Source organism: Leptotrichia hongkongensis (genome assembly GCF_007990635.1).
Classification (GTDB): Bacteria; Fusobacteriota; Fusobacteriia; order Fusobacteriales; family Leptotrichiaceae; genus Leptotrichia; species Leptotrichia hongkongensis.
Genome location: NZ_AP019846.1, coordinates 1,967,515 through 1,982,870 on the forward strand (window position 1 = coordinate 1,967,515; position 15,356 = coordinate 1,982,870).

A 15,356-nucleotide genomic window follows, 5' to 3' on the forward strand; every position below is an offset into this window, starting at 1 on the left:
ATTTTTTATTATATAATACCAAAATTATACCATACTTTTATGCTTATAACAATTTATTTTACATTTGAAAGGCTTTAATTAAGTTTTTTACTACAAAACGTATTTTTTCCCAAATAACATCATTTTTTCTATATTTGCGATAACTAATAGTACATTATTTTCTCTTATTATAGTATTTGGAAGCGGCATAATATTTAGTTCTTTTTCATCTTTTATCCCGATAATATTCATTTCATATTTATTTCTCAAATTTAATTCTATAAGATTTTTTCCATCAAAATCCTTTGGTGCTTTTATTTCAAACACTCTATATTTTTCTGAAAATTTAAAATGTTCCGTTATATTGGGCCTTATTACCCCAAGTGCTGTTTCCTTGGCCATCGTTTCTTCTGGATAAACAACGGAAGTCGCACCAATCTTTTTTAAAATTTTCCCCTGTAATTCATTTTTTGCCTTACAAATGATAGTTTTTATTCCCATTTCCTTTAAAATTACCGTAACAAATACACTGGACTGGGTATTGTCTCCAATACAGACAAAAGCAGTGTCAAAGTCATCATTTATTACTTTCCTGATTGAATTTTCGTCTGTCACATCCAATGTAATTGCATCACTTGCGATTTCATCATCAATTACCTTTTGTACACGATCCTCCCTTTGATCTATTGCCAGTACCATTTTACCATTTTCATATAATGTCTGAGTTACACTTCTACCAAATGTTCCAAGCCCAATTACTAAATATCCTGCCATTTTTCACCTCTTCCTTATCCTATCAAAATGTCTTCCTTTGGATAAACATATCTTCCTTTTGGATTTTTCATTCTGGACAAGGCCAATGTTATTGTTAGTGGCCCGACTCGTCCAACAAACATCGTAATCATAATTAACAGTTTAGAAATGCTCGATAATTGCGGCGTTAAATCCCGTGATAATCCCACCGTTCCAAAAGCAGATACCAGTTCAAATCCTAATTCTATAACTCTTATATCCTCCAGCCAAATTAATAAAAATAATACTACAGCAACATACATAATTGATATAAAAACAATAACCATAGCTTTATTATATATTTTCCAGCTGATTCTTCTCTTGTTGTATTCCAGATGTTCCTTATTTTTTATAGTTGTAACTATTCCAAAAAGTATCAATCCGGCTGTAGTAGTTTTTATTCCACCACCTGTTGAGCCAGGTGAGGCTCCGATAAACATTAATACTACAAACAGAAAAACTGTAGGTTCCCGCAGTTCAGCTATGGAAATTGTATTAAATCCAGCCGTTCTTGTTGTTACACTTTGAAAAAAGGCGGCTCCTATCTTTTCAAAAAATGGCAATGTTCCTAATGTTTTATTGTTTGAATATTCTAGGATAAATGTTATAATTGTCCCAAATATTATTAGAAAAATTGACATTTTTATAGCTATTCTTGTAGTAGTAGTAAGCCTTTTATCTTTTTTTAGAAAATATTGATAAATATTAAGAATTGCTGCAAAACCTATTCCACCTAAAAAAATTAAGACAGGAATTACAGTGTTTATTATTATACTGTTTTTAAAATCACTTAAATTATTTGAAAATAATGCAAACCCGGCATTACAAAATGCGGAAATAGAATGAAATATAGCATAATAAGCCGCTGTCTTATAATCAAATATTTTTATAAATTTTAAAAATAATATTGCAGCCCCGATAATTTCTATTATAAAAACCGTAGTCAAAACTTTTTTACAAATTTTTGTATTTCAAATGTTGTATTTGTGTTTATATCTTCCTGTATCAATTTTTTAGTAAAATATCCAACTTTTTTTGAAATCATTGTTACAACTACTGTTGAGAATGTGATAATTCCAATTCCACCAAGCTGAATTAATATCATAATAACTGTTTTTCCAAATAAATTATAGACTTTGCTCACATCATTTACTGTAAGTCCCGTTACACAGACAGCTGACGTTGCTGTAAACATACCCTCAAGTAAATTTGTTTTTTGTCCATTTTCTATTGCAATTGGCAAAGAAAGCAAAAAGCCGCCTATTAATATAATTATTACGAATGATACTAAAATTACGGTGTAAGGGGAAATTTCCTTTCGTTTTCCTAACATCAGAATCTCCTAACTTTCTGTTTATATAAAATTATTTTTAATTTTTAAATAATCCAAAAATCAAAATCTTCACTTATCTGATCATATTTCTTATCTTTTCCTAATATATCTGTGAATTCTTTAAAATCTTCTCCCATTCGTCTCAGATATTCTTCATTCCCTATAATTTCCTCTATTTTTTCAGAAATTCCATCCCATGCTTTATAAATATCTGGTATTATTTTCAATCCTTCCTCCGTTATTTTTGAAAAAGAATTTTTTCCAGCTTTTTCTCTTTTAACATACCCTTTAGCAACCAGTTTATCAACAAATCTCGTAACTGTTGAAGGAGCTATTGCTAATGTTTCTGATATTTGATTTACTGTAAGCCCTTTTTCTTCTTCTTTCAATATAATCATAAGAAATCCATGTGTAGGGTAAATATCCATTTTCTCAAATGATTCTTCTGCAATTTTATTAACCATTCTAAACATTTTTGAAATTGTAAAATATATACATTTTTGAATTTCTGATTTTCCTTTATTATTCATATTTTTCACTTCCTCACTATTTTTATTTGTTATTTGCCATATATTTTTCCCAGCAAAACAGCCATGTCAGCTTAATAATAATATACACAGGAATAGCAACAAATGCCCCGCCAATACCAAATAATGCTCCTCCAACAAGAACTACCAGAAGTGTAGTAATTGGGTGCATTTCTACAGATTTTCCTGTCAGCCATGGTTTTACAATATTTGCTTCTATTGTTTGAACAATTGTAATCAGTACTACTATCAGGATTACGAGCTTAAATGATTTTGTAAAAGCATAAAGTATAGCAGGAATCAGTCCAATAAAAGGCCCAATAAATGGAATCACATTTCCAAAACCTATAATTACTGAAAAAAGCATGCTATAATCCATTTTCAAAAAATAAAATATTACAAATGATACAATTCCAACTATCATACTGTCAAGCGCTGTTACAAGTATATATTTTCCGATTGTCTCATCTATATTCTTTATAAGCACTATTAATTCTTCCCTGTCCATATTTCTCAAAATCCGTTTTACTCCATTTTCAAGATTATCATAACTGAAAATAAGCATTATCGTAAAAATTGGAGTCATAAACAGCAAGCTAAATGTACTGCTTATAAGAGAAAAACTAGAACTTAGAACATTCATAACATTGGAAACGATTACATCTTTCGAACTCATAAGCGAACTTCGTAAATCAATATTATTGCTTTCAAGAAAACCAAAAAAGTTGTTTTGCAGTTTTTCCTGATTTTTTAATAAAAAGTCTATAAGACTTGATATTTGTTTTGTAATTATTGGCACAATCGTCAAAACTATATAAAGAAAAACTATAAAAAATACTGATAATACTATTAAAATCGCAGTAGTTCGATTTAACTTGTATTTTTCTTTTTTATTTTTACTGGAAAGTTCATTGAACAATTTCATTTTTTTACTTCTTTCTTCATTGTCCACACCCATTTTTTCAATTTTTTCGAGTTCATCAAGTTTACTGTTCTTTATAAAATTTTCATTTTTATCTTTTTTACTAATCATATCAATAAAAGGCATTAGACAGTACACTATTACAAACGACAAAATAAATGGAAAAATGGTACTTGTAACCATTCGTATTGATTTTGCAAAATTATCATAAACCTTAAAAAACAACAAAAGTGCCCAAAGTGCTAAAACCACAACAATTAGTACATTTCTTAGTTTTAATAATTTTTCTTCATCATAAAACTTCATTTATTCTTCCTTTCTATTCGTTAACGTCTATCCAAAGGACTTGTCACTTTTCTTGTTAAACACAATATCAATCGGACATCCTTCAAATCCAAAATATTCTCTTAATTTATTCTCAATATATCTTTGATAAGAAAAATGTATTAATTCTGGATTGTTCGCAAAAAATGCAAATTTTGGCGGTGCCTGACTTACCTGTGTCGCATAATTTATTTTTACTGCCCGTCCTTTTCTTGTAGGCACTGGATTCTGTGCTATCATTTCTGCCAAAATCTGATTCAATAGTCCAGTTGATATCTTTTTATGGTATTCTTCATTGATAAATTTCGCCTGTTCTAGTATATTCAACGTTCTTTTCCCAGTCAATGCCGAAATTGTAACAATCGGAGCATAATCTAAAAATGCTAAGTCTGCTTTTATCAAAGCCGTAAATTCCTTCACACTGTTGTTATCCTTTTCAATCAAATCCCATTTGTTTACTGCAATAATAATTGGCTTTCTCTCCTCATAAATCATACCTGCTATTCTCTTATCCTGATCTGTCAAAAGTTCTGTTGCATCTAGCATCAGCACACACACATCTGCCCTTTTTATAGCTTTTATTGCACGTAATACACTGTAATATTCAATGTCATCTTCCACTTTGGATTTTCTACGGATTCCCGCTGTATCAATTAATGTATAAGTTTCTCCGTTATATCTCAAACTCGAGTCAATCGAATCTCTAGTCGTTCCCGCAATATCACTAACAATCGAACGTTCTTCGTTTAAAAGCTTATTTAAAAGCGAAGATTTTCCAGCATTCGGTCTTCCAAGAATTGCAATATTAAGTCCTTCTTCTGTCCTTTTTATTTTCTTATCCTCAAATTTATTAATTACAGCATCAAGCAAATCTCCCAAATTAGTCTTATGCTCCCCAGAAATTCCAATAACTTCTTCAAATCCTAGTCCATAAAATTCAAAAATATTTTCCTGATCACGCATATAATTGTCAATCTTGTTTACAGCTACAACAACCTTTTTATCCTGCCTTCTAAGCACAGTTGCCACATCCTCGTCAAGCCCAGTAATCCCAGCTTTTCCATCTACCAGAAATATAATTACATCCGCCTCGTCAATTGCAACCTGTGCCTGCTGCTTAATTTTCCCCATCATAAAGTCTTCTGTACGTGGCTCAAGCCCTCCAGTATCTACCAAGATAAACTCTTTTCCGCTCCACTCCATCTCACGATAAAGCCTATCTCTAGTAACCCCTGGCTCATCCTTCACGATAGACAGCCTATCACCCACGAGCTTATTAAATAACGTTGATTTTCCCACATTAGGTCTACCAACGATCGCTACTGTATGTTTCATATTTTCCTCCAATTTTCTATTAATTTTTTCTCTTTAAATTATCAATTAATTTTTTTACAATTCACAAAAAATTCCTGAAACCAAATTTTCATTTAATTTTCCTAACTTTTATAAATTCTCTCTCAAAATTATTCAAATAATTTTAGAAGAATTTAAATATATACTCAAACCTATTTAAAATTAAACTACTAAAAATTATATAGATTTAGGGTTTGAGTAAAATAGTCATAGCCTTTTGAGTTTAGTTTTAAAGCAGTTTTACTATACAATATATTTTATCATATTTTTTGTATTTTTATTAGTTTTTTTTATTGATATTACAGAAAAAGTGCAAATAAAATAAAGACTAGAGCATTATCTCCAGTCTTTTTACAAATATTTTTTTAATTTTATATACATAAAACACCTAAACTCTCCAAAATCAAATTCTCAAATTTAAGAATTCCTTTGAAATCCAATTAAATTTATGAAGCTATCAATGGCAACAATACTGCAATAATAGCCATTAAAGCAGGTAAACCCTGCACTAAAAATATTTTTTTAGAAACTGTGACAGAACCATAAATAGCCGCACAGATAATACAAATCAGGAAGAAAACTGCAATTTGAAATTGAAATTCTCCACTTTCGATTAAACTCCACACTAATCCTGTGGCAAGAAAACCGTTGTACAGCCCTTGATTTGCCATCATTTTTTTTACACGTTCATCTTTTAAAAAGTCTATTTCCAGTCCAAAGTTTCTTTGAACAGTTTCACTTTCATTAAGATACATTTCAAGGATTAATATATAATAATGCTCCAATGCCACAAATAATATTAATATGAATGCCAGTATGCTCAAAATAATTCTCTCCCTTCTTTATATTTTTATATTCTTTCTTTTTAGCTTAATCTCTTACACTTAAAATTACAGGCTTTCCATCAATAATGGCAAGGCTATGTTCGTATTGGGCTGAACGTTTACCATCTTTAGTAACCGCTGTCCACATATCAGATAATACTTTCACTCTATAAGTCCCGACATTTACCATCGGCTCAACTGTAATTACCATTCCATCTTCAATTTTAGCTCCTGTTCCAGCTTTTCCATAATTTGGAATAATTGGGTCTTCGTGCATTTCCTTTCCTACTCCATGTCCTGCAAAATCTCTTACAAGCGAGAATCCAAAGCTCTCTACATATTCCTGAATAGCATGCCCAATATCTCCAATTCTATTTCCGGCACGTGCCACTTCAATCCCGATATCTCTTGCCTTTTCAGTAACTTCCATAAGCTTTTTAGAAGTTTCATCAATTTCTCCTACAGCATAAGTAATTGCAGCATCACCAAAATATCCATCGAGTACTGTAACCGTATCAACTGTCAGAATATCCCCTTCCTTTAGTATTTGCTTTTTGCTAGGAATACCGTGTACTACGACTTCGTTTACAGAAATACAAGTTGCGGCTGGATAAGGAGGATATGGATGTCCTACATCGTAACCCTTAGTTCCTGGAATTGCTCCTTGACTTCTAATGTAATCTTCAGCGATTTGGTCCAGTTCGTATGTGCTGATTCCAGCTTTTATGTGTTTTGGCAATACATCTTCAAAAAGTCTTGCGATTATTTCATTAGCTTTTTTTATTTTTTTTATTTCATCCAATGTTTTATAAATTATCATTTTTTGTACTTCTTCTTTCTAAATTTCTTTTTTATTTTTTTAGTATATATATTTGACAATTTAATACTTTTTTACAAAAAATCTTGTACTTTTGCAAATAAAATTTTATTAATTATCAAATAATATCAAATAAGTTTAGTAATATTACTCTAAAATCAAATTCAATCTTAAATAATTTGAAATTATTTACTATTTTTCCAAGATATCAATTATATCTTTTGTAATTTCTTCCAGTTTTTTTGTACCATCTACACTGTAAACTTTATTTTGTTTTTTGTAAAAATCCAATACTGGTGCTGTCTGTTCGTTGTAAACTGCAAGTCTTTTTTTCACTGTTTCTTCATTATCATCTGCCCTTTGTTCCAAATCTTCTGGATTTTCATCAACTGGCGGATTATATTTTATGTGATAAATTTTACCAGTCTTTTTCGATACTCTTCTTCCTGTGATTCTTTCAATAATTTCTTCATCGCTAACTTCAAGTGCGATTACTTTTTCAATTTCTCTGCTTGATTTTGCCAAAATTTTGTCAAGTTCTTCAGCTTGAGCCACTGTTCTTGGAAATCCGTCCAAAATAAATCCTTTTTTACAGTCATCTTCCTGCAATCTTGCTTCCACAAGTCCATTTACAATGTCATCAGAAACCAATTTCCCTTCATCCATCAATTTTTTGGCTTCCATTCCTAGTGGAGTCTTGTTTGCAATTGCAGCTCTCAAAATATCCCCTGTTGAAATTTGAGGAATTTCATATTTTTGAATTAATTCCTTTGCCTGAGTTCCTTTTCCTGCTCCTGGTGCTCCAAATAACACTATATTCATAATTATTTATTCAGTATTTAAAATTAAATACCGCTCCTTTCCAAATTTATTTTTTCACATCTAATTTTAACATTTTAAAAGCCATTTTTCAATTTTCTTTTTTAAATTTTCAAAAAAATAACCAAAAAAGAAAAAAAACTGAATTTAATCAGTTTTTTCTGCTAAAGAACTATTTAGCTAATTTAAGTTAGAGTGGGTAATAAACCCATGTATATTTTACCACATTTATAAATTTTATCAATACCTTTTTTTAATTTTTATTTTTTATTTTTTCTTAAATTTCCATTTTTTCGTATTTTTTTAAATAATCCTTCAATTCTTCTAAAATATCATTCCCCATTCCTTTTTTTTCTGCTTCTATATTAACGCACAAAAGTGGTTCATGCAGTGATAATCTGATTAAAAACCAGCTTTTTTGACCTATATTTACTCTTACACCTTCATAGTTAGGACTTTCTAGGCTCCAATCTTCTTTTTTTTCAGCATATTCTCTAAAGTTTTCCACAATTTTTTCTCCACAAGCCCGAAAATCTTTATCTTTTATAGGAATTCTTATTTCTATTTCCTCAACAGGCTCAGGCAGCTCATTCAAAACATCTGTAAATTCAACCCCTTTTTCCCTGCTCTCTACAAGCTGAATCAAAAGCCTTGCAGCCATGTATGCTCCATCATCAAGAAAATAATTTTCTTTAAATGCGGCATGTCCTGACGTTTCTATAGCAAGAGGAGAATACTTTCCTTCATTATTCAGTCTTATAGATTCATTTATTACGTTCTTGTATCCTCGCTGGAATCTGTGGTGAATCCCGCCACGGTTTTCTATAAATTCTTTTAGCCCTGCCGATGTAATCGAATCTGTTACAATTGTCCCGCCAGAATGTTCTTTTAACAATATTTCACTAAGCAATGCGATAAGGTTATTTCTGTTAATTTCACGTCCATTCTTATCTATAAAGGCACTTCTATCTCCATCTGCATCAAATATTATTCCAAAATCTGCATTATTATCAAGAACTGCTTTTTTTATTGATTCTATCGCTTCTTTTTCTTCAGGATTCGGAATATGATTTGGAAAGTTACCATCAGGATTTAAAAATTGGCTTCCAGTAGTATCTCCACCCAAAACTTCTATTACCTTTTTGGCAAAAAATCCTGCAGCTCCATTTCCCGCATCAATCACTATCCGTAGGTTTTTTAGAGGCTTATCCCCTTTCCCAATTTTATTTTTTATTAGTTCGCATATATATGAAGCATAGTCATCTGCTAGATTTTTTACAATTTCTACACCTTTTTCTTTTTTAAGCAAATTTTTTTCTTGTTTTTCAGCCATTTCTAAAAATTCATTAACATCACTTTTTTGAAGCCCTCCGTTTTTAGTAAAAAATTTAATCCCGTTGTAGTAGCTCGGTAAATGGCTGGCAGTTATCATCATTGCGCCATCAGCTTTATAATCCTCAAATATCGTAGTCATAAATAGTGATGGTGTTATTGACATTCCGCAATCATATACATCAATTCCCATTTCCATCAAAGTTTTTCTTATAATTTCTGAAAATTTAGGTCCTGTATGCCTTGCATCGTGCCCAACTGCCACTTTAACCTTCCTGTTTTCATTCTTTGCTATTTCATCACATTTTTCAGTTATCCAAAGCCCAAATCCTTTTGCTATGAACTCAACTTCCTTTTCAGATAAATTAATGTCCTTATCCTCGTATTTTGAAACTATTCCCCGAATATCAGTCCCACTTATCATATTTTTTAAATCCATAAAAATACCTCTCTTTTTAAGTAAAGCCATACCTATTCTCCTCATTTTGAAAATTGGTATGGCTTTTCTATTATTGTTCACTTAATTTACTATTTTAAATTATTCAGCACTGTTTGTGCAATATCCTTCGCTCTAAGCCCGTAATTTGTAAGCATAGTCTCTCCATCTGCACTTTGTCCAAAAACATCCTGTATTCCATGTTTTACAACTTTTGTCGGATGAACTTCTGACAAGTATCCTGAAACTGCACTTCCAAGTCCTCCTATTACAGAATGCTCTTCACTTGTTACAATGAATTTACATTCTTTTGCCGCTTTTAGAACTGTTTCTGTGTCTAACGGCTTTATCGTAGAAACATTTACCACTCTTGCTTTTATCCCTTTTTCTTCCAGTAATTTTGCTGCTTCAAGAGCTTCTGATACCATAAGCCCTGTCGCTAATATTGCCACATCATTTCCTTCTCTCAAAGTTGCAGCTTTTCCTATTTCAAATTTATAGTTTTCATCAAATAATACTGGTATATTCAGTCTTCCAAGTCTTACGTATACAGGCCCTTCATATTCAGCTGCTGCAAAGACCATTTTTTCTGTTTCTACTGCATCTGCTGGCGATAGCACTACCATTCCTGGAATTGCACGCATTAAAGCCACATCTTCAACTGACTGGTGCGAACCTCCATCTTCTCCTAACGAAACCCCTGCGTGAGTTGGACAAATCTTGACATTTAAATGCGGATACGCCACCGAGTTTCTAACCTGGTCAAAGGCACGTCCAGCCGCAAAATGTGCAAAAGTTGAAGCAAACGGTATTTTCCCAGTCGTTGCAATACCTGCCGCTGTTCCAATCATATCAGCTTCTGCAATCCCAACATTTATATGTCTTTCTGGAAACTCTTTTTTAAAATATGCAGTCATTGTTGATTTTGACAAGTCTGCTTCCAGTACCACCACATCTTTATTTACTTTCCCCAATTTAACTAACGCTTCTCCATAAGCCACTCTAGTTGATTTTTTTTCCATTCTCATATTCTCCTATTTTTTATTTCATTATTTTTAAAAACTTTTTAATACTATTCCACAAGCCAGAGTTAGTGCATAGCACTTTCGCCATTCTCTTTAATACACCATTATTTAAATATGTTAAAATAACTATTATTGTGAAATGAAGGGAAATGGCGATTGATTTCCCTTGCTATTATTAACTCAATTCTTCCATTGCCTTCTTGTATTCTTCATCATTTGGAGCAGCTCCGTGGAATCCAGCGTTATTTTCCATAAATGAGACACCTTTTCCTTTTACAGTGTTCGCAACAATAACTGTCGGCTGTCCTTTAACTGTTCTTGCTGTGTCAAGAGCATTTATGATTTCTTCATAATTGTGTCCGTCAATCTCTATTACATTCCATTTGAATGCCTTGAATTTTTCCCCAATCGGAGCAACATCCATTACATCCGAAACTTTTCCATCAATTTGCAAATTGTTATAGTCAACTATCGCAACTAAATTATCAAGCTTGTAATGTGCCGCAGTCATAGCCGCTTCCCAAACTTGACCTTCCTGCAATTCTCCATCTCCTAGAATTGCATAAACTCTGTAGTCATTATTGTAAATTTTTGCACTCAAAGCCATTCCGTTTGCTGCAGACAGTCCTTGCCCAAGTGAACCTGTTGACATTTCAACTCCAGCCAGTTTTTTCATATCAGGATGTCCTTGAAGCGGAGAGTGCCATTTTCTAAGTGTTGGAATAAGATTTTTTCCTTCATCTCCTAAAAATCCTTTTTCAATCAAAGCCGCATACAGTGCAGGAGCAGCATGCCCCTTACTAAGAACTAATCTGTCTCTGTTTTCCATTTTTGGATTTTTTGGGTCAATATTCATTTCCTTCCAGTAAAGCACAGCCAGAATATCAGCAATCGAAAGTGAACCTCCCGGATGTCCTGATTTTGCGCTGTAAATCATTTCAATAATATCTTTTCTAAGTTCTTTTGAAATTTTTTGAATTTCCTCAACTTTCATAAAAGCCTCCTATAAATTAATATTTTTATATTATACTCAAACCTATTTAAAATTAAACTACTAAACATTATATTGATTTAGGGTTTGAGTAAAATAGTCATAGCCTTTTGAGTTTAGTTTTAAAGCAGTTTTACTATATGGTCAATTCGCTTAAAAATTAGTTATTTTTATCAATTCCATATAAAAAGGGAGCAACCACCTAAAATGTGAAACTCCCTTCATTTTTACAAAAAGCGGTAACTATTTTTTATTTAGCAGTTCTATATACTGCTTGACCAGCTCTATTTTTTCTGAATTCATATCCATTAGATTCCTAACTATTTCTCCGATATTTATATCTGAAAATTCCTCTATTATCTCATTAGTAAGCTCCTTTTTCAAATCTGACATATCCTTATCTGTGTATCCTATTATTTTAAATAGTTTCAGATGATCTATCTTTAATATTTTAGCAATTTTTTTAAGTAGAAGAGGATTTGTCATATTATGCTTGCCTGATTCCAGATTAGATAAATAAGCTGGACTGATTTTTAGCATTTCTGCCATTTCTCTTAGTCCTATATTTTTTTGTAGTCTTTTATTTTTTATATAATACCCTAATGCTTCCACAAGATTAGAGTTAGTTTTTATACTGTCATTTTCAGCCATTTTTTCACCTTATCAATTTATTCATATAGAAATATAATATCATAATTTTATGATTTTGTGAACTGCTGAAACTTTTTACTACACAACAAATGCGGTCTATAAATTATTTTTTCTTTTGTCCATAATAAGCATTAGCTCCATGTTTTCTCAAGAAATGCTTATCTAGTAACTCCTGTTGCATTGGCTTTATATCTTTGTTTACCATTTCAGTAAACATTGCCATTTTTGCCACTTCTTCCAATACAACAGAATTATAAACAGCTTCATCAGGATTTTTTCCCCATGTAAAAGGTCCGTGACTATTTACAAGAACTCCTGGAATATGTTGTGGATTTAGATTTCTTTTTTCAAAAGTTTCTATAATTACCGTTCCTGTTTCTTTTTCATATTCTCCTGTGATTTCCTCTTTTGTCATTTTTCTTGTACAAGGTATTGACCCATAGAAATAATCAGCATTTGTTGTCCCGTATGCTGGAATATCCCTTCCGCTTTGAGCCCATATTGTAGCATTTGTTGAATGAGTATGAACTATTCCTCCTATTGAAGGGAATTTTTTATAAAGCTCAATATGTGTAGGAGTATCTGATGAAGGGTTTAAATCACCTTCTACAACATTTCCATCCAAATCAACTACTACCATATCTTCTACTTTCATTGTTTCATAGTCCACACCACTAGGTTTTATGACAATCAGATTTTTTTCTCTGTCAATTCCACTCACATTTCCCCAAGTAAATAATACCAGCCCTTTTTTTGGCAATTCTAAATTTGCCTTAAATACTTGCTCCTTTAATTTTTCCAGCATTAGATAAATCCACCTTCCTTCATTTTATCCAGCATCCATTGCTTTGCCTTTTTTACTTCTTCAATTGGATTATCTGATTTTTCAGTCCACATTTCTATTAAAAAAGGTCCTTTATAATTTAATTCCTTTAATTTTTTAAATACTTTTGGAAAATCTACACACCCTTCTCCAAAAGGAACTTCCTTAAATTTCCCTTCAAAAGTGTCAGTTACTGCTAAAGTATCTTTCAAATGGATTCCTGTTATTTCTCCATTTTTTATTCCTAATTCCAATTCCTTCAGCGTGTCATTTTCAGGCCATGCTGTCAAATTTCCCACATCTGGATAAACTTTTAGCCATGGAGATTTAATTATACCCGCATATTCCATATATTTTGTAATGGAATTGATAAATGGGTGATCCATAATTTCTATTGATAGTGTTACGTTGTACGAAGATGCCCATTCCACTGCCTTTTTTAAATTTTCAGTAAAATATTTTTTAGTCTGCTCATTTCCTTTTTCATAATAAACATCATATCCAGCCATTTGAATCGTTCTAATTCCCATTTTATCTGCAAAAATTATTGCTTTTTGCATTAGCTCCATAGCCTTTTCCCTAGTTTTTTCATCCATGCTTCCCATCGGAAATCTTCTATGTCCGCTAAAGCACATTGATGGTATTCTAATTCCATTATCTATTAATGCCTTATGAATTTTGTTTATTTCGTCATCCGACCAATCCAGTCTTGCAAGCCTTTCATCAGTTTCATCTATAGAAATTTCCACAAAATCATATCCGCATTCTTTAACAAGCTTTATTCTCTCAACCCAGTCAATATCTTTAGGAAGAGCTTTTTCATATATTCCTAAATTTAATTTATTAAGATCTTTCATATTATTCCTCTATTTCCAATATTTATCAATTTCCGCTTTAAATGCTCTGGCAGCTGCCGCAGGATTTTCTGCTTCAGTAATTCCACGCCCTGCAATAAATGTAAACACATCTACACCTTCAAATAATTTTAGTGTATCAGTATTAAGTCCACCTGTTACAGAAACTTTAAATCCCATTTCAATTAATTTCTTGACTTTATTCAAGTCCTTTTCTCCCCAAGTTTCTCCAGCCAGCAAGGCATCTCTGCTTTGATGGTAAATAGCCTGATTAATTCCCGCATCTAACCAAAGCTGAGCTTGTTCATAAGTCCAGTCACCATACAGTTCCACTTGAATTTCTCCACGTTCTCCACGTTCTTCCTTTATAGCTTTTAAAGCCGCTTTCATTGTAGGAATTGTTGCAGAACAGATGCAAGTCATCCAGTCTGCTCCACGTACAGCATTATTTTTAGCAACTGTTCCCCCTGCATCTGCACATTTTGTATCTGCCACTATTATTTTATCAGGAAATAAATTTCTTAACACTTCAACTAATTCACTCCCAACTTGTAGCAAGCACACCGTTCCAGCTTCTATCACATCAACTTCTTCCCCAACTGATACTGCTGCTTTTATCGCACCTTTCAAATCCGAATGATCAAGTGCAACTTGTAATAATGGTTTTGCCATCACTTTTCCTCCATTTCATAATTTATGCGTTTTTAAAATATACTCAAACTCTTAAAAAATTATTTAAGAAAGAGTTTGAGCAATTTAAAGTGGTTTTTTTATATGTTATGCTTTTTCTTCTATCAAGTTATAAATATCTTGTGATGTTTTAGCCTCTCTTATTTTTTCAAAAACATCTTCATCATCAAAAAGCATTACAATTTGAGGTATTGCTTCTCCTGCATGAACTTCATCATTTTCAGCTGCCAGTCCAATTAATATATCCACTTCCTGTCCATCTGGAAATGATACTGGTTTTTTCAATGTAACAAGACTGAAAGAATTTTTATTAACTCCCATTTCAGGACGTTCATGTGGCATTGCCAATCCTGGAGCCAAAATGTAGAAAGGTCCTAACTCCTTTGTTCTTTTTATTATATTTTCTATGTATTTTTCCTCTATTGAATTGCTTTCCAAAAGAGGTTTCATACATACTTTTATTGCTTCTTCCCAATTATTTGCCTCTTGCTGTAACACAACAGAATTATTTTCTTTCAAAGAATCCAGCAAATTCATAAAGATCTCCTCTCAACTTTTATTTTTTAAGCTATTCCAGCTTCTGTCAATTTACTTTCCAGCTCTTTTTCATCAAGTAAGTTTAAAAGCCCTATTATTTTTGTGTTTGATCCACCTTTTAATTCAGATGCGATATGAGTTGAAGCAAGAACTAAATCATAATTTGAAAGTCCTGATTTAGCTTCTCCTAGACTGCATGAATTTACATCTGCCTGTACTCCCAATTTTTGTAAAACTTTTCCAACTTTTAACTTCATAATCATACTTGTTCCCATTCCACTTCCGCAGACTGCTAATACTTTTATCATCACTATTCACTTCTTTCCT

The 15,356-nt window shown here is 32.0% G+C and carries 16 protein-coding genes and 1 pseudogene; all 17 read right to left on the minus strand.

Annotated features, from left to right (window positions below):
* Nucleotides 1-90 precede the first annotated feature (90 nt).
* The 17 genes and pseudogenes from FVE75_RS09400 to FVE75_RS09480 all read right to left on the minus strand — a co-directional run bounded on the left by FVE75_RS09400 (nt 91) and on the right by FVE75_RS09480 (nt 15,337).
* Nucleotides 91-753: a potassium channel family protein gene (locus tag FVE75_RS09400; RefSeq protein WP_006805673.1), complete on the minus strand. Its 663-nt coding sequence runs from the start codon at nt 751-753 to the stop codon at nt 91-93.
* A gap of 14 nt (nt 754-767) precedes the next feature.
* Nucleotides 768-2,104, minus strand: a pseudogene (locus tag FVE75_RS09405) (TrkH family potassium uptake protein).
* Nucleotides 2,105-2,148: 44 nt separating this feature from the next.
* Nucleotides 2,149-2,634, minus strand: coding sequence for a MarR family winged helix-turn-helix transcriptional regulator (locus FVE75_RS09410; protein ID WP_147006207.1), 486 nt, complete (start codon nt 2,632-2,634; stop codon nt 2,149-2,151).
* 22 nt (nt 2,635-2,656) lie between these two features.
* Entirely contained in the window at nt 2,657-3,859 is a 1,203-nt protein-coding gene (locus tag FVE75_RS09415) for an AI-2E family transporter (RefSeq protein WP_147006208.1), read from the minus strand.
* A gap of 27 nt (nt 3,860-3,886) precedes the next feature.
* On the minus strand, nt 3,887-5,212 hold the full coding sequence (gene der / locus FVE75_RS09420; RefSeq protein WP_147006209.1) for a ribosome biogenesis GTPase Der: 1,326 nt from the start codon (nt 5,210-5,212) through the stop codon (nt 3,887-3,889).
* A gap of 464 nt (nt 5,213-5,676) precedes the next feature.
* Entirely contained in the window at nt 5,677-6,054 is a 378-nt protein-coding gene (locus tag FVE75_RS09425; RefSeq protein ID WP_147006210.1) for a DUF1304 domain-containing protein, read from the minus strand.
* A 46-nt stretch (nt 6,055-6,100) separates the two neighbouring features.
* Entirely contained in the window at nt 6,101-6,874 is a 774-nt protein-coding gene (map, locus tag FVE75_RS09430) for a type I methionyl aminopeptidase (protein ID WP_147006211.1), read from the minus strand.
* A gap of 189 nt (nt 6,875-7,063) precedes the next feature.
* Nucleotides 7,064-7,693 (minus strand): adenylate kinase, encoded by a 630-nt coding sequence (locus FVE75_RS09435; RefSeq protein WP_147006212.1) that lies wholly within the window; start codon nt 7,691-7,693, stop codon nt 7,064-7,066.
* A gap of 274 nt (nt 7,694-7,967) precedes the next feature.
* The gene (locus tag FVE75_RS09440) at nt 7,968-9,491 is read right to left on the minus strand and encodes a phosphohexomutase domain-containing protein (protein ID WP_232052538.1); all 1,524 of its coding nucleotides are present in this window, start codon (nt 9,489-9,491) and stop codon (nt 7,968-7,970) included.
* Between the two features lie 59 nt (nt 9,492-9,550).
* Complete coding sequence (locus tag FVE75_RS09445) at nt 9,551-10,480, minus strand: transketolase family protein (RefSeq protein WP_147006214.1); 930 nt, start codon at nt 10,478-10,480, stop codon at nt 9,551-9,553.
* A gap of 178 nt (nt 10,481-10,658) precedes the next feature.
* Nucleotides 10,659-11,477: a transketolase gene (locus tag FVE75_RS09450; protein ID WP_147006215.1), complete on the minus strand. Its 819-nt coding sequence runs from the start codon at nt 11,475-11,477 to the stop codon at nt 10,659-10,661.
* Between the two features lie 240 nt (nt 11,478-11,717).
* Entirely contained in the window at nt 11,718-12,125 is a 408-nt protein-coding gene (locus FVE75_RS09455) for a helix-turn-helix domain-containing protein (RefSeq protein WP_021744463.1), read from the minus strand.
* A 103-nt stretch (nt 12,126-12,228) separates the two neighbouring features.
* Nucleotides 12,229-12,930, minus strand: a complete 702-nt coding sequence (araD, locus tag FVE75_RS09460) for an L-ribulose-5-phosphate 4-epimerase (protein ID WP_147006216.1) — start codon at nt 12,928-12,930, stop codon at nt 12,229-12,231.
* Entirely contained in the window at nt 12,930-13,805 is an 876-nt protein-coding gene (locus tag FVE75_RS09465; RefSeq protein ID WP_147006217.1) for an L-ribulose-5-phosphate 3-epimerase, read from the minus strand. Before FVE75_RS09465 ends, araD begins: the two co-directional genes overlap by 1 nt.
* A gap of 9 nt (nt 13,806-13,814) precedes the next feature.
* The gene (locus tag FVE75_RS09470; protein ID WP_147006218.1) at nt 13,815-14,474 is read right to left on the minus strand and encodes a 3-keto-L-gulonate-6-phosphate decarboxylase UlaD; all 660 of its coding nucleotides are present in this window, start codon (nt 14,472-14,474) and stop codon (nt 13,815-13,817) included.
* A gap of 105 nt (nt 14,475-14,579) precedes the next feature.
* Nucleotides 14,580-15,029, minus strand: coding sequence for a PTS sugar transporter subunit IIA (locus tag FVE75_RS09475; RefSeq protein WP_147006219.1), 450 nt, complete (start codon nt 15,027-15,029; stop codon nt 14,580-14,582).
* 26 nt (nt 15,030-15,055) lie between these two features.
* Nucleotides 15,056-15,337, minus strand: coding sequence for a PTS sugar transporter subunit IIB (locus tag FVE75_RS09480; protein ID WP_147006220.1), 282 nt, complete (start codon nt 15,335-15,337; stop codon nt 15,056-15,058).
* Nucleotides 15,338-15,356: the final 19 nt, after the last annotated feature.